The following is a 19457-nucleotide window of genomic DNA, read 5'->3' as shown; positions in this document are numbered from 1 at the left end:
GCTCAGGCCGAACGGATTACGCCCTGGGCGCGGGCAGCGGCCAGCCACGCGGGGAATTCGGCGACGAGCCGGTCGTACAGGACGTCGTCGGGGACGCGGCGCGGGTCGTGGCCGGCGTGGAAGAAGCCGGCGTTGTCCACGGGGCGCTTCGCCGGTACGGGCAGGTCGTCGAGGCGGCGCAGGAAGTCGAACTGGCGGCTCGTCGGGTCGCCGAAGCCGACGAACTGCCAGAACAGCGGGAGCCGGGCGGCCTTGCACAGCCACTTCTCGGCGGCGAGGCGGCTGAGGGGGCCGCCGTCGGTCTGGAAGACGACGAGGGCGGGGGCGTCGGCACCGCTGTCGAGGTGGTGGTCGATGACGGCGTCCATCGCGAGGTGGTAGTTGGTCTTCCCCATGTGGCCGAGTCCGGCCGCGATCCGCTCGATGCGGCCCCGGTGGTCGGCGAGGTCGATCGTCGTTTCGGCGTCGACGTCGGTCGAGAAGAACACGACGGGGACCCGGCCGTCGTCGTCGAGCTGGGCGGACAGGCCCAGGACCCGGTCGGCGAGGGCCTGGACGCTGCCGTCCCGGTAGTAGGGACGCATCGAGCCGGAGTGGTCGACGACGAGGTAGACCGCCGCGCGCTGCCCCTCCAGGCCATGCTTGCGCAGGGAGACCCCGGCGGACTTGTAGAGGTCGACGAGTGCGGGCGCGGACTTCTCCAGCGTGCGGAGGCCGATGGCCATGTCGTGGTCCCCCCTGCGTGACCGGCGCGGTACGCCCCGACGGTACGCCATGCGGGGTGCAGCCCGCCCGGCGGGCGGACGCACGGTGCGGCTCACGGGGCGGGGGCCGCACCACCGCGCGCGTCACCCCGCCGGGCGGCGGCCCGCACCGCCGCTTGCGGGGAGTCCTCCGGGGACACGGCTGTGCGTTCCGGGCGGCTGGGCCCGCCTGCGCCGCGGACGCGGTCGGCACCGCGCTCCGGGCCCTCCTCCCGCGGGCAGGGCCGGAACCGCCGTTCCCGGGAGCCCTCCGGCCTCCCCCGCCGACGCGCCGGCCCCGCCGTGCGGGCCGTGCGGGTCCCGCACGGCGGGGCCGCGCAAAGGCGCAGCGCCTGCCACGGTCCGGTCGGGGACGTGAGGCAGGCGCTGCTGTGTTCCGTACGCCGTTGTACGGGACGTTCCAGGGCCGTCAGACCGCGAGGGCGCGGTCCGTCGGGCGGATCGGGGCCGGCAGGTCGCTGGCGCCGGTGAGGTAGCGGTCCACGCCGCGGGCGGCGGAGCGGCCCTCGGCGATGGCCCACACGATGAGGGACTGGCCGCGGCCGGCGTCACCGGCGACGAAGACGCCCGGCACGTTGGTCTGGAAGTCGGCGTCGCGGGCGATGTTACCCCGCGCGTCGAGGTCCAGACCAAACTGCTCGACGAGGCCGTTCTCCTGGTCGGTGCCGGTGAAGCCCATGGCGAGGGTGACCAGCTGCGCGGGGATCTTCCGCTCGGTGCCCGGCTTCTGCGCGAACTTCCCGTCGACGAACTCGACTTCGACGAGGTGCAGCCACTGCACGTTGCCGTCCTCGTCGCCCTCGAAGTGGGTGGTGGAGACGGAGTAGACCCGCTCGCCGCCCTCCTCGTGGGCCGAGGTGACCTTGTACAGCATGGGGAAGGTCGGCCAGGGCTGTCCGACCGGGTCGCGGTCGTCGTTCGGCCGCGGCATGATCTCCAGCTGGGTGACGGAGGCCGCGCCCTGCCGGTGGGCGGTGCCGACGCAGTCGGCGCCGGTGTCGCCGCCGCCGATGACGACGACGTGCTTGCCCTCGGCGGTGAGTGGCGGCGTGACGAAGTCGCCCTCCTGCACCTTGTTGGCGAGCGGCAGGTACTCCATCGCCTGGTGGATGCCGTTCAGCTCGCGGCCCGGCACGGAGAGGTCGCGGGCCACGGTGGCGCCGGCGGCGATGACGACGGCGTCGTACCGCTTGCGCAGGTCCGTGGCCTTCAGGTCGCGGCCGATCTCGACGCCGGTGCGGAAGCGGGTGCCTTCGGCGCGCATCTGCTCGATGCGCCGGTTGATGTGCCGCTTCTCCATCTTGAACTCGGGGATGCCGTAGCGCAGCAGGCCGCCGATGCGGTCGGCGCGCTCGAAGACCGCCACGGTGTGCCCGGCCCGGGTGAGCTGCTGGGCGGCGGCCAGGCCGGCGGGGCCGGAGCCGATGACGGCGACGGTCTTGCCGGACAGGCGCTCCGGGGGCTGGGGCGTCACGTTGCCGGACTCCCACGCCTTGTCGATGATCGAGACCTCGACGTTCTTGATGGTGACGGCCGGCTGGTTGATGCCGAGCACGCACGCCGCCTCGCAGGGCGCCGGGCAGAGCCGCCCGGTGAACTCGGGGAAGTTGTTGGTGGCGTGCAGCCGCTCGTAGGCGGCGCCCCAGTCCTCGCGGTAGGCGAAGTCGTTCCACTCGGGGATGAGGTTTCCGAGCGGGCAGCCGTTGTGGCAGAAGGGGATGCCGCAGTCCATGCACCGGGACGCCTGCTTGCTGATGACCGGCAGCAGGGAGCCGGGGACGTAGACCTCGTTCCAGTCCTTGACGCGCTCGTCGACGGGGCGGGACGTCGCGCCCTCGCGGCCGTGGTTCAGAAAGCCCTTGGGATCAGCCATTGGTCGCCGCCTCCATCATCTTCTCGGTGGTCTCGGTCTGGGAGAGACCGGCCCGCTCGGCGGCGTCCTTGGCGGCGAGCACTGCCTTGTACGTGGTCGGGATGATCTTGCTGAAGCGGTCCGCGGCGACGGACCACTCGGCGAGGAGCTTCTCGGCGACGGTGGAGCCGGTCTCCTCGTGGTGGCGGCGCACCACGTCGTGCAGCCATGCCTTGTCGGTGTCGTCGAGCGCCTCGACGGCTCCCAGGTTGCCGGAGTTCACGTTGTCGCGGTCGAGGTCGACGACGTAGGCGACACCGCCGGACATGCCGGCCGCGAAGTTGCGGCCGGTCCCGCCGAGGACCACGGCGTGGCCGCCGGTCATGTACTCGCAGCCGTGGTCGCCGACGCCTTCGGAGACGACGAGCGCACCGGAGTTGCGGACGCAGAAGCGTTCGCCGGTGCGTCCGCGCAGGAAGATCTCGCCGCCGGTGGCGCCGTAGGCGATGGTGTTGCCGGCGATGGTGGAGTACTCGGCCAGGTGGTCGGCGCCGCGGTCCGGGCGGACGACGACCCGGCCGCCGGAGAGGCCCTTGCCGACGTAGTCGTTGGCGTCGCCCTCCAGGCGCAGGGTGACGCCGCGCGGGAGGAAGGCGCCGAAGGACTGGCCCGCGGAGCCGGTGAAGGTGATGTCGATGGTGTCGTCGGGCAGGCCCGCGCCGCCGAAGCGCTTGGTCACCTCGTGGCCCAGCATGGTGCCGACGGTGCGGTTGATGTTGCGGATCTCCAGCTGGGCGCGGACCGGCCGGGCGTCCTCGGCGGTGGCGGCGCCGAGCGCGTCGGCGGCGAGCTCGATGAGCTGGTTGTCCAGGGCCTTCTCCAGGCCGTGGTCCTGCTCGACGAGCTGGTGGCGGGCGGCGCCCTCGGGCAGCTCGGGGACGTGGAACAGCGGGGCCAGGTCGAGGCCCTGGGCCTTCCAGTGGTCCACGGCGCGGGCCGTGTCGAGCAGCTCGGCGTGGCCGACGGCCTCCTGGAGGGTGCGGAAGCCGAGCTCGGCGAGGAGCTCGCGGACCTCTTCGGCGATGAACTCGAAGAAGTTGACGACGAACTCGGCCTTGCCGGAGAACCGCTCGCGCAGCACCGGGTTCTGGGTGGCGATGCCGACCGGGCAGGTGTCGAGGTGGCAGACGCGCATCATGACGCAGCCGGAGACGACGAGCGGCGCGGTGGCGAAGCCGAACTCCTCGGCGCCGAGCAGCGCGGCGATGACGACGTCGCGGCCGGTCTTCAGCTGGCCGTCGGTCTGGACGACGATGCGGTCCCGCAGCCCGTTGAGCAGCAGCGTCTGCTGGGTCTCGGCGAGGCCGAGCTCCCAGGGGCCGCCCGCGTGCTTGAGGGAGGTGAGCGGGGAGGCGCCGGTGCCGCCGTCGTGACCGGAGATCAGCACGACGTCCGCGTGCGCCTTGGACACGCCCGCCGCGACCGTGCCGACGCCGACCTCGGAGACCAGCTTCACATGGATGCGGGCGGCCGGGTTGGCGTTCTTCAGGTCGTGGATGAGCTGGGCGAGGTCCTCGATGGAGTAGATGTCGTGGTGCGGCGGCGGCGAGATGAGGCCGACGCCGGGCGTGGAGTGCCGGGTCTTGGCGACCCACGGGTACACCTTGTGGCCGGGCAGCTGGCCGCCCTCGCCGGGCTTGGCGCCCTGCGCCATCTTGATCTGGATGTCGTCGGCGTTGACGAGGTACTCGGAGGTGACGCCGAAGCGGCCGGAGGCGACCTGCTTGATCGACGAGCGGCGGGCCGGGTCGTAGAGGCGCTCGGGGTCCTCGCCGCCCTCACCGGTGTTGGACTTGCCGCCCAGCTGGTTCATGGCGATGGCGAGGGTCTCGTGCGCCTCCTTGGAGATGGAGCCGTACGACATGGCGCCGGTGGAGAACCGCTTCACGATCTCGCTGACCGGCTCGACCTCGTCGATCGGGATCGGCTTGCGGTCGGAGGTGAAGCCGAACAGGCCGCGCAGCGTCATGAGCCGCTCGGACTGCTCGTTCACGCGCTCGGTGTACTTCTTGAAGATGTCGTACCGCTTGGCCCGGGTGGCGTGCTGGAGGCGGAAGACCGTCTCCGGGTCGAACAGGTGCGGTTCGCCCTCGCGGCGCCACTGGTACTCGCCGCCGATCTCCAGGGTGCGGTGGGCCGGGGCGATGCCGCTGGCCGGGTACGCCTTGGCGTGGCGGGCGGCGACCTCCTTGGCGACGACGTCGATGCCGACGCCGCCGAGCTTGCTGGAGGTGCCGTTGAAGTAGGTGTCGACGAAGTCCTGGTCGAGGCCGATGGCCTCGAAGACCTGGGCGCCGCGGTAGGAGGCGACGGTCGAGATGCCCATCTTGGACATGACCTTCAGCACGCCCTTGCCGAGCGCCTTGATCAGGTTGCGGATGGCCTGCTCGGGCTCGACGCCCTCGATGAAGGTGCCGGCGCGGACGAGGTCCTCGACGGACTCCATCGCCAGGTACGGGTTGACGGCGGCGGCGCCGTAGCCGATGAGGAGGGCCACGTGGTGGACCTCGCGGACGTCGCCGGCCTCGACCAGCAGGCCCACCTGGGTGCGCTGCTTGGTGCGGATGAGGTGGTGGTGGACGGCCGCGGTGAGCAGCAGCGACGGGATCGGCGCGTGCTCGGCGTCGGAGTGCCGGTCGGACAGGACGATGAGGCGGGCGCCGTCCTCGATGGCGGTGTCGGCCTCGGCGCAGATCTCGCGGATGCGGGCGGCGAGGGCGTCGCCGCCGCCGGAGACCCGGTACAGGCCCGACAGGGTGACGGCGGTCATGCCGGGCATGTCGCCGTCGGCGTTGATGTGGATGAGCTTGGCCAGCTCGTCGTTGTCGATGACCGGGAACGGCAGGGTGACGCTGCGGCAGGACGCGGCGGTGGGCTCCAGCAGGTTGCCCTGCGGGCCCAGCGAGGAGAACAGCGAGGTGACGAGCTCCTCGCGGATGGCGTCCAGCGGCGGGTTGGTGACCTGCGCGAACAGCTGGGTGAAGTAGTCGAAGAGGAGGCGCGGCCGGTCGGACAGCGCGGCGATCGGCGAGTCGGTGCCCATGGAGCCGATCGGCTCGGCGCCGCTGCGGGCCATCGGCGCGAGGATGACGCGCAGCTCCTCCTCGGTGTAGCCGAAGGTCTGCTGGCGGCGGCTCACCGAGGCGTGGGTGTGGACGATGTGCTCGCGCTCGGGCAGGTCGCCGAGCTCGATGGTGCCGGACTCCAGCCACTCCTGGTACGGGTGCTCGGCGGCGAGGGCGGCCTTGATCTCGTCGTCCTCGATGATGCGGTGCTCGGCGGTGTCGACGAGGAACATCTTGCCGGGCTGCAGGCGGCCCTTGCGGACGACCCTGGACGGGTCGATGTCGAGGACGCCGACCTCGGAGGCGAGCACGACGAGACCCTCGTCGGTGACCCAGTAGCGGCCGGGGCGCAGGCCGTTGCGGTCGAGGACGGCGCCGATCTGGGTGCCGTCGGTGAAGGTGACGCAGGCCGGGCCGTCCCAGGGCTCCATCATCGTGGAGTGGTACTGGTAGAAGGCGCGGCGGGCCGGGTCCATGGAGTCGTGGTTCTCCCACGCCTCGGGGACCATCATCAGCACGGCGTGCGGGAGGGAGCGGCCGCCGAGGTGGAGCAGTTCGAGGACCTCGTCGAACGACGCGGAGTCGGACGCGTCGGGGGTGCAGACCGGGAAGACCCGGTCGAGGTCCTTGCCCTGGCCGAGGAGGTCGGAGACGAGCTGGGACTCGCGGGCGCGCATCCAGTTGCGGTTGCCCTTGACCGTGTTGATCTCGCCGTTGTGGGCGATGAAGCGGTACGGGTGGGCGAGCGGCCAGCTCGGGAAGGTGTTGGTGGAGAACCGGGAGTGGACCAGCGCGACGGCGGAGGCCATGCGGCGGTCGGACAGGTCCGGGAAGAACGGCTCCAGCTGCCCGGTGGTGAGCATGCCCTTGTAGACGAGGGTACGGGCGGACAGCGACGGGAAGTACGCGCCGGTCTCGCGCTCGGCGCGCTTGCGCAGCACGAACGCCTTGCGGTCCAGGTCGATGCCGGTGGTGGCGCCGTCGGTGACGAACACCTGACGGAAGGCCGGCATGGTGGAGCGGGCAGTGGCGCCGAGCAGGTCGGGGGTGACGGGGACCTCGCGCCAGCCGAGGACGGTGAGGCCCTCCTCTGCGGCGATCGCCTCGATGCGGGCGGCGTCCTCGTCGGCGGTGCCGGCGGGCAGGGACGCCGTGCCGGCGGCGTACGCGCCGGCCTCGGGCAGGTCGAAGCCGGCGACCTCGCGGAGGAAGGCGTCGGGGACCTGGAGGAGGATGCCGGCGCCGTCGCCGGAGTCGGGCTCCGAGCCGGTGGCGCCGCGGTGCTCAAGGTTGCGCAGTACGGTCAGCGCCTGCTCGACCAGCTCGTGGCTGGGAACACCGGTGAGGGTGGCCACCAGCCCGACGCCGCACGCGTCGTGTTCGTTGCGGGGGTCGTACATCCCCTGCGGGGCGGGGCGACCGTCCATGGGCGACCAGGCGTCGGAACGCATCGGCTCTCCCGTCGTCGTCGTGGCATGTGCAAGTGCCAGAGGGACGACGTTGGCCCTCCGCGAAATTTCGTGCAGGTTACATGATGGGCTGGTTCTCGGCTAGCGGATAGTCCATTCCAACATGCGGACACCGCGGTGACGCGGTGCGAGGGTTCCTGCGGTCTGGGGGGTGGTGCGATGGGGTCGTACGGGGAGGCCGTGCAAGGGCTCCCACAAGGGTGAGGACGGGGCTGGGAACAGGACGCGGATGGCGTCCGCCGGTCCGTCCGGGGTGGCGGGCTTCGTTGCCCGCGGCGCTCACGACTCATGCCCTGGGATGAGGGACTCGAAACCGCCGTGTAACAGCTGTGTATGTGGCGCTCCGCATAGTGTCCCACCGGCGGCCCGATCCTGCTATTGGAGGTTCGTCACAGACCTGCGCCGCGCGACCGCCCCCGGCCGTCCCGCGTGCGGACGGCCGGGGGCGGCGGGGGCGGGACGGCGGGCGCGCGGCGAGCGCGGGGCGGCACGGCCCGTGCAGCGCACGCGGGGCTGCGGGGCGGGACGGTCCGGCCCTGTGGCGGACACAGGACTGCGAGCCGGGGGCAGGGTGGCCGGCCGCGCGGTGCGGGCGGGCCGGCGTACCGTGCCGCAGCGAGGGGCGGTGGTTCACCGCCGGTGCGGCGCCGGTGCCTCAGAGCACGGCGCCGAAGGCCGCCCCCAGGGCGTAGGTGACGGCCGCGGCGGCGCCGCCCAGCGCGAGCTGCCGCAGCCCGCTGTACCACCAGCTGCGGGCGGTGACCCGGGCCACGAGGGCGCCGCAGCCGAAAAGGCCGATGAGGGCGCACAGCACCGCGGGCCAGAGCGCGGTCGCGCCGAGCAGGTACGGCAGCACGGGCAGCAGGGCGCCGAGGGCGAAGGACGCGAACGACGAGACGGCGGCGAGCAGCGGCGACGGCAGGTCGTCCGGGTCGATGCCGAGCTCCTCGCGCGCGTGGATCTCCAGGGCCTGCTCCGGGTCGCGGGACAGCTGCATCGCCACCTCGCGGGCCAGGGCGGGCTCGACGCCCCGCGCCTCGTAGAGCGCGGCCAGCTCCTCCATCTCGTCCACCGGGTGCTTGCGCAGCTCGCGGCGCTCGACCTCCAGCTCCGCCTGCACCAGCTCCCGCTGGGAGGCCACGGAGGTGTACTCGCCCGCCGCCATGGAGAAGGCGCCCGCGGCCAGGCCGGCCAGGCCGGTGATGACGATGGTCTGCGGGGCCACCGAGCCGCCCGCGACACCGGTCATCAGCGCGAGGTTCGAGACGAGTCCGTCCATGGCGCCGAACACGGCGGGCCGCAGCCAGCCGCCGTTCACATCGCGGTGGGTGTGGTTGTCGCGGTGCGCCGCGTGCAGCGCGGCCTCGGTCTCGATGATGGACACAGCTCTCCCCAGGCTCCCCGGGCGGGCCCCGTACGGGCGTCGCCCCTCCTGCCGTCGAAAGTACGCGCGATGTAAGGGGCGCGCCAGCAAGGCAGGCTTTACTTAGTAAGGGCCGCCTGACCTGGGAAACCGCGGGCGGGGCCGCATCGCGGACCTCTCTGGAGGTCGGGGGTGCCGCGGGCGTCGGAAGGGGAGAATCTCCGGCATGACGCTCCCGCCCGCGGGCCCGCCCGCCTCCGGCCCGCCGCACGCCCCCCGCATCGCCGTGCTCGGCAGCGCCAACATGGACCTCGTGGCCTACGCCCGCCGGGCCCCGCGGCTCGGTGAGACCGTGCGCGGCCGGGAGTTCCGCACGGTGCCCGGCGGCAAGGGCGCCAACCAGGCCGTGGCCGCGGCGCGGGCCGGCGGGACGGTGTCCATGATCGGCGCGGTCGGCTCGGACGACTTCGGCGCCAGATTGCGGGCGGGCCTGGAGGAGTCGGGGGTGGACACGGCGCTGCTCCGCACCGAGGAAGGCCCGTCGGGCACCGCGCACATCGTCGTCGACGACGAGGGGGGCAACGCGATCGTCGTCGTGCCGGGCGCCAACGCCGCGGTGACGGGCCTGAGCCCGGCGGACGAGGAGTGCATCGCGGCCGCCGGCGCCCTGCTGCTCCAGCTGGAACTGCCACTGGACGCCGTGGCTGCCGGTGCGGAGGCGGCCCGCCGCCACGGGGTCCGTACGGTCCTCACGCCCGCGCCCGCCCTGCACCTCCCGGACGAGCTGCTCGCCTCGGTCGACCTGCTGCTGCCCAACGAGCACGAGGCCGCGGAGCTGACCGGTGCGGCCGACCCGGCGGCTGCCGCACAGGAGCTGCTGCGCCTGGTGCCCGAGGTGGTGGTGACCCTGGGCTCGGCCGGGTGCCTCCACGCGGCGCGCGGCACCCGCCCGGTGACTGTGCCGGCCCGGCGGGTGCGGGCGGTGGACACGACCGCAGCCGGGGACACGTTCGCGGGCGCGCTGGCGGTGGCGCTCGGCGAGGGCAGGCCGATGCCGCAGGCCCTGTCGTGGGCGTCCGCGGCGGCGTCCCTGTCGGTGCAGCGGCGCGGGGCGTCGTCCTCGATGCCGTACCGCGCGGAGATCGACGCCGTGTGAGACGGCGGGCGGCAGCCGCCGCACGCGGCGGGGCGGCCACCGGAGCCCGAGGCCCGGTGGCCGCCCCGTACGGCGGTCGTGGTGTCGCTACGACTTCTGCTTCTGGCGGGCCGCGTCCCCGGAGCCGCCGGCGGAGGAGCCGCCCCCGGCGGCCTCGGCGCCCTGCCCGTCCCCGGAGTCCCTCTCGTCCGCGGCGTCCTTGGGGTCCTCGGCGTCCTTCCCGCCGTCGGCGGTGGTGCCGTCGGCGTCCCCGGCGCCCGGTTCCACGACCTCCTCGCGCCCCGGCCGGACCCGCGCCGACACCACGATGTACGTCACGGCCAGCAGGAAGACCAGCAGCGCGGTCCACACGTTGAGGCGCAGGCCCAGGATGTGGTGGGCGTCGTCGATGCGCATGTACTCGATCCAGGCGCGGCCGGCGCAGTAGGCGGCGACGTACAGCGCGAAGGCCCGCCCGTGGCCGAGGGTGAACCGCCGGTCGGCCCAGACGACGAGGAGGGCGACACCGACGCACCACAGCGACTCGTACAGGAAGGTCGGGTGGTAGAGGCCCGCCTCCCGGTTCACGCCCTCGGAGATCTCCAGCGCCCAGGGCAGGTCGGTCGGCTTGCCGTACAGCTCCTGGTTGAACCAGTTGCCCCAGCGGCCGATGGCCTGGGCGAGGGCGATGCCGGGCGCGATGGCGTCGGCGTACGCGGGCAGCGGGACGCCGCGCCTGCGGGCCCCGATCCAGGCGCCGACCGCGCCGAGGGCGATGGCGCCCCAGATGCCGAGGCCGCCCTCCCAGATCTTGAAGGCGTCGACCCAGTTCTCACCCTCGCTGAAGTACAGCTGGTAGTCGGTGATCACGTGGTAGAGCCGGCCGCCGACCAGCCCGAACGGCACCGCCCAGACCGCGATGTCGGCCACGGTGCCGGCTTTGCCGCCCCGGGCGATCCAGCGCTTGTTGCCGTACCAGACGGCGACGAAGACACCGATGATGATGCAGAAGGCGTAGCCGCGCAGCGGGACCGGTCCGAGTTCGAGGACACCGGTCGACGGGCTGGGAATGTAGGCAAGGTCCATGGCAGGACCGACGCTACCTTGCCGGGCCGACCGGAGGGCAGCCCACCCGGCAAAGACTGCATAACGTCACTGCCGCCTCCGCTCCCCCACCAGGGCCGGCTCCGAGCCGACGGCGACCGCCCGGCGCCCCACCACCGCGCAGCCGGACGGCGCCGGCCCGTCCCGGGCGGCGGGTCCTGGCAAGAGCAGCCCCGCCCGCGGGCTCCTTGCGCACGCCGACCGGCCGCGCCGCGACGGGCCCGACGCCGCGTCCCCGGCCCGGGGCCGCCGGGCCCGTCCCCGGAGGGAACGGGCCGAGCGCCGGAGGGACCCCGACCGTCGGCACCGGGAGGGGGCGCGGGCGAGTACGCCCTTGCGCACCATCAGACCGGAGCCGCAGCCACCGCGGCACGGGCCGGTCACGAACCGGGCGCGCCCCCACGCCCGCCGGGGCCGGAACGGCCCCGGGACCATCCAGGCCGGGCCGCAGCCTCGGCGGCCCGGCCGGTCATGAACCGTGCGCGTGGACGCGGCCGCTGCGACGCCCCGGGGTACGGCACGCCCCGGGGTACAGCGGGGCCGACGTACCCCGGGGCGTGCCGTGGGGGCTCAGCCGGCGGGGGACGCCGTCGCGGTGGCGGCGCCGGTGGGGGTCGCCGTGCCCGGCTCCTTGCCCTCGTTGGCCTCGGCGACCCACTTCTTCAGGTTCTCCGGCGAGATCTGCTCACTGCCCTTGGCCGGGAAGACCGACTCTCCGTTCAGCAGCACCGTCGGCGTGCCGCGGAAGTCCCCGGCGAGGAACGCCTCGTTCGACTCGTTCACCCATGCCTTGTGGGTGCCGTCGGCGACGCAGCTGCGGAACGCGGGGGTGTCGAGGCCCTCGACCTTGGCCGCAAGGTCGAAGAGCGTCTGGTTGTTCGAGAAGGCGTCGTCCGTCTCCATCGGCTGGTTCTGGAAGAGGACGTCGTGATAGGGGACGAACCGGTCGGCGTCCTGAGCGCACGCCGCCGCGTTGGCCGCGTTCAGTGACCCGCTGCCGCCCATGTTGCCGTCGATGATCGTGGCGAGCCGGTACTCGACCTTGATCTGGCCCGAGTCGGTCAGCTGGTGGATGGTGTCGCGGTACGTGGTCTCGAAGAACGCGCAGGCGGGGCAGCGGAAGTCCTCCCACACCGTGAGCGTGGAGGGCGCGTCGGAGGCGCCGACGGGGATGATGAGCCGGTCGTCGCCGACGGTGCCGGACGGGGCGACGACGGGCCCCGCGGCGCCGTCCCCGCCGTCGCCGCCGCTGTTGGCCGCCACGATGCCGACCACGGCGGCCAGGCCGAGCACGCCGACGACGGCCGCCGTCACGAGCAGGGCCCGGCGGCGCTTCTCCCGGGCTTGCTCCCGCTGGCGCTGCTGCTGGAGCCGTTCCCGGGCGCTCCGCTTTCCCTCGCTGCTGTTCTCGTTCACGCCCGGCAAACGAACCGGGGAGGCACCCGCGTGCCTCCCCGGACCGACATCCACCCGTTCGAGCGACGAAACTCCCGGAACCGCTAGGAGTCGCGTCGTACGCCCCGGGCGAGTTCGCCCGCCAGTTCCCGTACGGCGGCCAGTCCGCTCGTGCGGTCGTCGGCGTCCAGCAGCCGCTTGACGAAGGCGGAGCCGACGATGACGCCGTCCGCGAAGGAGGCCACCTCGGCGGCCTGAGCGGCGTCGGAGACGCCGAGTCCGACGCAGACCGGCAGGTCCGTGGTGGCGCGGGTGCGCTCCACGAGGTCGGCGGCCTGCTCGCCCACGGACGCGCGGGTGCCGGTGACGCCCATGAGGGAGGCCGCGTAGACGAAGCCGGAGCCGGCGGCCGTGATGGTGGCGAGCCGCTCGTCCTTGCTGCTGGGGGCCACGACGAAGACGGTCGCGAGGCCGTGCTTCTCGGCGTGCTCCCGCCACAGCGCGGACTCCTGGACCGGCAGGTCCGGCAGGATGCAGCCGGCGCCGCCCGCCTCGGCCAGCTCGGCGGTGAACCGCTCCACGCCGTAGCGGTCGATCGGGTTCCAGTACGTCATGACGAGGATCGGCTTGCCGCTCGCCTCGTACGCCTCCCGCACCGTCCGCATCACGTCGGCGATCTTCACGCCGCCGCGCAGGGCGATGTCGTCGGCGGTCTGGATGACCGGGCCGTCGAGGACCGGGTCGCTGTGCGGCAGACCGACCTCGACCACGTCGGCGCCGCCGTCCAGTACCGCCTTGATCGCGTCGATGCCGTCGTCCACGGTGGGGAAGCCGGCCGGCAGGTAGGCGATGAGCGCCGCCCGGTTCTCCGCCTTCGCCTTGGCGAGGGTGTCGTTCAGCAGGTGGATGGTGCCGCTCACTCGGACCCCTCCCCGTCGTAGAGCCCGAAGTAGCGGGCGGCGGTGTCCATGTCCTTGTCGCCGCGGCCGGACAGGTTGACCACGAGCAGCCCGTCCGGGCCGAGTTCGCGCCCGAGCTCCAGCGCCCCGGCGAGGGCGTGCGCCGACTCGATGGCCGGGATGATCCCCTCGGTGCGCGACAGCAGGCGCAGCGCCTGCATGGCGGCGCCGTCGGTGACGGCCCGGTACTCGCCGCGCCCGGAGTCCTTGAGGTAGGCGTGCTCGGGGCCGATGCCGGGGTAGTCCAGGCCGGCCGAGATCGAGTACGGCTCGGTGATCTGGCCCTCGTCGTCCTGGAGGACGTACGAGCGCGACCCGTGCAGGATGCCCGGCTCGCCCGCGGTGAGGGTGGCCGCGTGCTCGCCGCTCTCGATGCCGTGCCCTGCGGGCTCGCAGCCGACGAGGCGGACGGAGGCGTCGGGAATGAAGGCGTGGAAGAGGCCGATGGCGTTGGAGCCGCCGCCCACGCAGGCCACGGCGGCGTCGGGCAGCCGGCCGGCGCGCTCCAGGACCTGGCGGCGCGCCTCGACGCCGATGACGCGGTGGAAGTCGCGCACCATCGCCGGGAACGGGTGCGGGCCCGCGACGGTCCCGAACAGGTAGTGCGTGCTGTCGACGTTGGCGACCCAGTCGCGGAACGCCTCGTTGATGGCGTCCTTGAGGGTGCGGCTGCCGGACTTCACGGCGACGACCTCGGCGCCGAGCATGCGCATGCGGGCCACGTTGAGGGCCTGGCGCTGCGTGTCGACCTCACCCATGTAGATGGTGCAGTCGAGTCCGAACAGCGCGCAGGCGGTGGCGGTGGCGACACCGTGCTGCCCGGCGCCCGTCTCGGCGATGACGCGGGTCTTGCCCATGCGCCGGGTGAGCAGGGCCTGCCCCAGCACGTTGTTGATCTTGTGGGAGCCGGTGTGGTTGAGGTCCTCGCGCTTGAGGAAGACGCGGGCACCTCCGGCGTGCTCGGCGAACCTCGGCACCTCGGTCAGGGCGCTGGGCCGGCCGGTGTAGTGCACCAGCAGCTCGTCGAGCTCGCGGGCGAAGGCGGGATCGGCCTTCGCCTTCTCGTACTCGACGGCGACCTCGTCGACGGCGGCGACGAGGGCCTCGGGGATGAACTTGCCGCCGAAGGCGCCGAAGTAGCCGGCGGCGTCGGGGACCCGGCGTTCCGGGTCGGGGATGAAGAACTCGCTGGACATCAGCGCATGCTCCTATGCCAGGACCGGCCCCCGCGGGGGCCTGCGATGGTGTGGGTGCACGTGGTGGTGCCGTCGGCGGTCCGCTCCCCCGCGCTGCGCGGGAGAGCACACGGAGGCGATGCCTCCGCCCCCTGGGTCATACGTCCGGGGGTACGGGGGGCGCGGGGCGCCCCCCGGGTGGACCGCTAGCGGCACGCGGTCCTGACGCGCCATCGCATCCCGTTGACCTGGCCCGGTTCGTCGCCGATCACGTACCGCACCCGCCGCCCGTGCACGCGCCGGGCCGGGGCCCGGCAGCCGCGCGGGCGGCAGCCCCGGGCCAGGCGGGCGTACGCCGCGGGGGGCGCGGCGGGGTGGCGGGTGACAGGGGCGGTCATGGCGGGGGGTCAGTCCCGCCCGTGGCGCAGCGCGGGGTGGGCGCCCGCGGCGACGAGGTCGGCCACGGCCGCCTTCGGGTCGCGGACGGTGACGAGCGACTCGCCGACCAGGACGGCGTCGGCGCCGGCGTTGGCGTAGGCGATCAGGTCGTGCGGTCCCCGGACACCGGACTCGGCGATCCTGACGATGCCCGACGGGATCTCCGGGACGACCCGCTCGAAGGTGGAGCGGTCGACCTTGAGGGTCTTGAGGTCGCGGGCGTTGACGCCGATGACGCGGGCGCCCGCGTCGACGGCCCGGGCGACCTCCTCCTCGTCGTGGACCTCCACGAGCGGGGTGAGCCCGATGGACTCGGCGCGCTCGATCAGCGAGACCAGCGCGGGCTGGTCCAGGGCGGCCACGATCAGCAGGGCGAGGTCGGCGCCGTGTGCCCGCGCCTCCCAGAGCTGGTACGCGGTGACGATGAAGTCCTTGCGCAGGACGGGGATGTCGACCCGGGCGCGGACGGCCTCCAGGTCGGCGAGCGACCCGCCGAAGCGTCGCTCCTCGGTGAGGACGGAGATGACGGCGGCGCCGCCCGCCTCGTAGTCGGCCGCGAGGGCCGCGGGGTCCGCGATGGCGGCGAGGGCTCCCTTGGAGGGGCTGGACCGCTTCACCTCGCAGATGACCTGGACGCCGTCGCCGCGCAGTGCGGCGGCTCCGTCACGGGCCTGGGGCGCCTTGGCGGCCCGCTCCTTGAGCTCGTCGAGGGAGACCCGCGCCTGCCGCTCCGCGAGGTCGGCGCGCACTCCGTCGATGATCTCGTCGAGCACACTCACGCGAGAGGCCCCCTTCCGGAGGGTGTGATGTCTGATCAGCCGGACACCTCGATGGTATCCGGCCGCGCGGCGGGAAACCGCACGGGCCGCGGCCGGTGCCGTCGGCTCTCCTCCACCCTACGGCTCTGACCTGCTGTTTCGGGGGACCGTCTCACGGAGCGAGCGCGCCACCGAACGGCAGGTTCCGGATCACGCAGAACAGGGCGCCCGCGGTGCCGAACACCCACCAGGCGGCGGGATGGACGGTGAGGTGGAACCGTACGCCGCGGACGGCCCTGACGAGCCAGACGAGCATCAGTGCGGCGAAGACGACGTAGCCGGCTACGGCCATCGCGTTCGCCCCGAGTGCAGTGGCCAGGTCCCCGTGGGCGAAGGCGTGCGCGCTGCGCAGCCCGCCGCAGCCGGGGCAGTACAGGCCGGTGTACTGGAGCAGCGGGCAGGCCGGGTAGTGGCCGGGTTCGTTGGGGTCCACGGCGGCGACGAACGCGAAGGCGGCTGCGGCACCGGCGAGCAGCCCCAGGGGACCGGCGACCCGCCGGGCCAACGGCGGGGGGGCGCCGTACGGCGGGACCGCGCGGGGTGCCGGAGCCGCGGGGGGCCGGGCGGCGTGCGGCGGCACGGTGGCCTCCCCCTGGAGCGGGGCGGGCCCCCCGGGGGTCCCGTGGGTCGGGGCGGGGTGCTCCGGGGCCCCGGCGGCCGGGTGCGGGGCGGCCTGCGGTGGGGCGGGACGGGGCGGGGCGCTGGCGTGCGGGGTGGCGTCCATCCGGTGATTGTCGCCGCGGGCGGGAGGCCGCGCAGCCCCACCGGTCCGCGCGGGTGCCGCACGGGCGCGGCGCACAGCGGAAAGGCGCGGTCAGGGGCTTCCGGACCGCGCCTTGCGCGCGCCGCCGCCGTCCGCGGCGGACCCGAGGGTCAGGAGGCCGCCTGGGCGCCCGCGGCGCGGGAGCGGGCCTCCAGCTGCTCCGCGGTCGGCTTCTGCTGGCCCATGCCCATCATGCGCATGATGCCGCCGACGACGCCGCCGAGCACCACGATCCCCAGACCGGCCCAGAAACCGAGCGGGTTGGCCGCCACCATGAAGACACCGGCGACGCAGAAGCCGATGAAGGCGATCATGACACCGGTCCAGGCGGCCGGGGTGTGTCCGTGGGCGCTGCCCGCCATGAGTTGCTCCTCGTTGATGTTGCTCTGTGGTGAGGCCCCGCGGAGTGCGGTCGCTCGCGGCCATTGTCCCGCACGCGCGCACCCGCGGGTGATCCGGGGGTGCCGTCGCACCCGGGGGCTGGTGGGCGCGGCCTCGGGTCAGTCGGTGCGGTCGACCGGGTCCGTGGGGTCCTCGCCGCGGTCGAGGGCCTTCCACAGCTCCTCCGGCCGCTCGGACTCCTCGGCCGGGCGGCGGGCGGCACGGGTGCGCGGGCCGCCGTCCCTCTCGTACCGGCCGGACATGGTGGGCCAGGCGGAGCCGTGGCGCAGGGCGATCAGCCCGGCGGCGAGGAGCAGCAGGGCCGCCGCGCCCGCCACGGTCGGCCAGGCGGTCTGGGCGAGGCCCTCGACGCGGGCGGCGGCGTCGCCGGTGGTGCGGGCGGCCTCCGCGTCGAGCGCCGCGGTGTCGGACGCGCCCAGGAAGGCGGCCAGGGCCGCTCCCGCGCCGCTGGCGGCGAGCAGCAGGGCGACGATCCGCCGGCCGGTGCCGCGGGCCGCGAGGACGGCGACGAGGGCCGCGAGTCCGACCACCGCGAGGGCGGTCGGGACGCCGGTGACGTCGCCGCCCGACGCGTCGAGGCGGAAGCTGCCGCCGCTGCCCGTGACCGTGCCCGTGGTCCAGGTCTGGCCGGAGGCGAGGAGGACGACGGCGGCGCCGACGGCGCCCAGGAGGAGGGCTGCGGCGAGGCTGCGGCGGCCGCCGCCTGCGGCCGCCGCGTCACCCGCGCGCGCGGGACGGGGCTGGGGTACGGATGCGGCACTCACGCACCCACTATCCCCCATGCCTCCCGGCTCGCCGCAGTCAGACCCGGTTCATCCGGTTGGCGGTGTGGACGGCGCGCAGCACCGCGGCCGCCTTGTTGCGGCACTCGGTGTCCTCGGCGACCGGGTCGGAGTCGGCGACGACACCTGCCCCGGCCTGCACGTAGGCGGTGCCGTCGCGCAGCACGGCCGTGCGGATGGCGATCGCGGTGTCGGAGTCGCCCGCGAAGTCCAGGTAGCCGACGGCGCCGCCGTACAGGCCGCGCCTGCTGGGCTCCAGTTCCTCGATGATCTGCATGGCGCGCGGCTTGGGCGCCCCGGACAGCGTCCCCGCGGGGAAGCAGGCGGTGAGCACGTCGAAGGCGGAGCGGTCCTCCGCGACCCGGCCGGTCACGGTCGACACGATGTGCATGACGTGCGAGTACCGCTCGATCGACATGAAGTCGACGACCTCCACGGAGCCCGGCCGGCAGACGCGGCCCAGGTCGTTGCGGGCGAGGTCGACGAGCATGAGGTGCTCGGCGCGCTCCTTGGGGTCGGCGATGAGCTCGTCGGCGAGGGCCTGGTCCTCCTGCGGGGTGGCCCCGCGCGGCCGGGTGCCGGCGATGGGGTGCACCATCGCGCGGCCGTCCTCGACCTTGACCAGCGCTTCGGGGCTGGACCCGACGACGTCGAACCCGTCGAAGCGGAAGAGGTACATGTACGGCGACGGGTTGGTGGCCCGCAGGACCCGGTACACGTCGAGGGCGCTCGCCGTGCAGGGCGTCTCGAACCGCTGCGAGGGCACGACCTGGAAGGCCTCCCCGGCGCGGATGCGCTCCTTGATGTCCTCCACGGCGTCCTGGTAGGCCGGACCGCCCCACCGCGCGGTGGAGTCGGGCAGCTCGGACGGCGGGAGGGCGGCGGGCGCGGACTCGACGGACTTGGTGAGGTCGGCCTGCATGGCGTCGAGCCGGGCCACGGCGTCCGCGTACGCCTCGTCCACGCCGGAGTCCGCGGCGTCGTGGTTGATCGCGTTGGCGATCAGCAGGACCGTGCCGTCCCAGTGGTCGAGGACGGCGAGGTCCGAGGTGAGCAGCATGGTCAGCTCGGGCAGCCGCAGGTCGTCGGTGCCGTGCTCGCCGATGCGCTCCAGGCGGCGCACGATGTCGTAGCCGAGGTAGCCGACCATGCCGCCGGTGAAGGGCGGCATGCCGCCGGCCAGGTCCCGGGGGGTGTGCAGGGCCTCGACGGTGGCGCGCAGCGCGGCCAGCGGGTCCCCGTCGACGGGGACGCCGACGGGTGGCGTGCCGAGCCAGTGGGCCTCGCCGTCGCGCACGGTGAGGGCGGCGGAGCTGCGGACCCCGACGAAGGAGTAACGGGACCAGGAACGGCCGTTCTCCGCGGACTCCAGCAGGAACGTCCCGGGGCGCTCCGCGGCGAGCTTGCGGTAGAGGCCCACCGGGGTGTCGCCGTCCGCGAGGAGGCGGCGGCTGACGGGAATCACGCGGCGGTCGGTCGCCAGCTTGCGGAAGGTCTCGAGGTCCATGGCGCCCGACCTTACTGGCCCAGGGGGAGGACGTCGGCGTCGAAGCAGGTACGGGCGCCGGTGTGGCAGGCCGCGCCGATCTGGTCGACCTTGACGAGGAGGGTGTCGGCGTCGCAGTCCAGGGCGACGGACTTGACCAGCTGGACGTGGCCGGAGGTGTCGCCCTTGACCCAGTACTCGCGGCGGCTGCGGGACCAGTAGGTGCAGCGGCCGGTGGTGAGGGTGCGGTGCAGGGCCTCGTCGTCCATCCAGCCGAGCATGAGCACCTCGCCGGTGTCGTACTGCTGGGCGATGGCCGGGACCAGCCCGTCGGGGCTGCGCTTGAGACGGGCGGCGATGGCCGGGTCAAGGTTGCTGGTCATGAGGCCATTGTGCCGCGAGCGGCGGGGCGCTCCCGGCCGTGTCC

General features: G+C 73.8%; 16 protein-coding genes. 1 reads left to right on the top strand and 15 read right to left on the bottom strand.

What is annotated here, in order from left to right; genetic code table 11:
• Window positions 1-2: 2 nt before the first annotated feature.
• The 4 genes from BJP40_RS10430 to BJP40_RS10415 form a co-directional block, all read right to left on the bottom strand.
• On the bottom strand, window positions 3-725 hold the full coding sequence (locus tag BJP40_RS10430) for a VWA domain-containing protein (RefSeq protein ID WP_071280127.1): 723 nt from the start codon (window positions 723-725) through the stop codon (window positions 3-5).
• 448 nt (window positions 726-1173) lie between these two features.
• On the bottom strand, window positions 1174-2637 hold the full coding sequence (locus BJP40_RS10425; protein ID WP_071280126.1) for a glutamate synthase subunit beta: 1464 nt from the start codon (window positions 2635-2637) through the stop codon (window positions 1174-1176).
• Window positions 2630-7192 (bottom strand): glutamate synthase large subunit, encoded by a 4563-nt coding sequence (gltB, locus tag BJP40_RS10420; protein ID WP_071280125.1) that lies wholly within the window; start codon window positions 7190-7192, stop codon window positions 2630-2632. Before gltB ends, BJP40_RS10425 begins: the two co-directional genes overlap by 8 nt.
• Window positions 7193-7865: 673 nt before the next feature.
• Window positions 7866-8594, bottom strand: a complete 729-nt coding sequence (locus tag BJP40_RS10415) for a VIT1/CCC1 transporter family protein (RefSeq protein ID WP_071280124.1) — start codon at window positions 8592-8594, stop codon at window positions 7866-7868.
• A gap of 205 nt (window positions 8595-8799) precedes the next feature.
• On the opposite strand from BJP40_RS10415, the gene rbsK reads away from it, so the two are divergent.
• Complete coding sequence (gene rbsK / locus BJP40_RS10410) at window positions 8800-9729, top strand: ribokinase (protein WP_071280123.1); 930 nt, start codon at window positions 8800-8802, stop codon at window positions 9727-9729.
• A gap of 87 nt (window positions 9730-9816) precedes the next feature.
• Here rbsK and lgt read toward each other — a convergent pair whose 3' ends face one another.
• From lgt to hisI, 11 genes are all read right to left on the bottom strand, one after another.
• Window positions 9817-10794 (bottom strand): prolipoprotein diacylglyceryl transferase, encoded by a 978-nt coding sequence (gene lgt, locus BJP40_RS10405; RefSeq protein WP_071280122.1) that lies wholly within the window; start codon window positions 10792-10794, stop codon window positions 9817-9819.
• A gap of 588 nt (window positions 10795-11382) precedes the next feature.
• Complete coding sequence (locus BJP40_RS10400) at window positions 11383-12228, bottom strand: thioredoxin domain-containing protein (RefSeq protein WP_071280121.1); 846 nt, start codon at window positions 12226-12228, stop codon at window positions 11383-11385.
• Between the two features lie 83 nt (window positions 12229-12311).
• Window positions 12312-13127, bottom strand: coding sequence for a tryptophan synthase subunit alpha (trpA, locus tag BJP40_RS10395; RefSeq protein WP_071280120.1), 816 nt, complete (start codon window positions 13125-13127; stop codon window positions 12312-12314).
• Entirely contained in the window at window positions 13124-14362 is a 1239-nt protein-coding gene (gene trpB / locus BJP40_RS10390; protein WP_071280119.1) for a tryptophan synthase subunit beta, read from the bottom strand. Before trpB ends, trpA begins: the two co-directional genes overlap by 4 nt.
• Window positions 14363-14547: 185 nt before the next feature.
• On the bottom strand, window positions 14548-14739 hold the full coding sequence (trpM, locus tag BJP40_RS36270; protein ID WP_071280118.1) for a tryptophan biosynthesis modulator TrpM: 192 nt from the start codon (window positions 14737-14739) through the stop codon (window positions 14548-14550).
• A 9-nt stretch (window positions 14740-14748) separates the two neighbouring features.
• Window positions 14749-15558, bottom strand: a complete 810-nt coding sequence (trpC, locus tag BJP40_RS10380) for an indole-3-glycerol phosphate synthase TrpC (RefSeq protein WP_071273693.1) — start codon at window positions 15556-15558, stop codon at window positions 14749-14751.
• Between the two features lie 151 nt (window positions 15559-15709).
• Window positions 15710-16321: a DUF2752 domain-containing protein gene (locus BJP40_RS36265; protein ID WP_071280117.1), complete on the bottom strand. Its 612-nt coding sequence runs from the start codon at window positions 16319-16321 to the stop codon at window positions 15710-15712.
• Between the two features lie 149 nt (window positions 16322-16470).
• Window positions 16471-16722, bottom strand: coding sequence for an HGxxPAAW family protein (locus BJP40_RS10370; protein WP_071268577.1), 252 nt, complete (start codon window positions 16720-16722; stop codon window positions 16471-16473).
• 138 nt (window positions 16723-16860) lie between these two features.
• Window positions 16861-17544, bottom strand: coding sequence for a TIGR02234 family membrane protein (locus tag BJP40_RS10365; RefSeq protein WP_071280116.1), 684 nt, complete (start codon window positions 17542-17544; stop codon window positions 16861-16863).
• 19 nt (window positions 17545-17563) lie between these two features.
• Complete coding sequence (locus tag BJP40_RS10360; RefSeq protein WP_071268579.1) at window positions 17564-19051, bottom strand: anthranilate synthase component I; 1488 nt, start codon at window positions 19049-19051, stop codon at window positions 17564-17566.
• 11 nt (window positions 19052-19062) lie between these two features.
• Window positions 19063-19413, bottom strand: a complete 351-nt coding sequence (gene hisI / locus BJP40_RS10355) for a phosphoribosyl-AMP cyclohydrolase (RefSeq protein ID WP_071280115.1) — start codon at window positions 19411-19413, stop codon at window positions 19063-19065.
• Window positions 19414-19457 lie beyond the last annotated feature (44 nt).

The sequence above is a fragment of the Streptomyces sp. CC53 genome, from assembly GCF_001865245.1.
Classification (GTDB): domain Bacteria; phylum Actinomycetota; class Actinomycetes; order Streptomycetales; family Streptomycetaceae; genus Streptomyces.
This window is presented reverse-complemented; position numbering and strand designations above follow the sequence as displayed.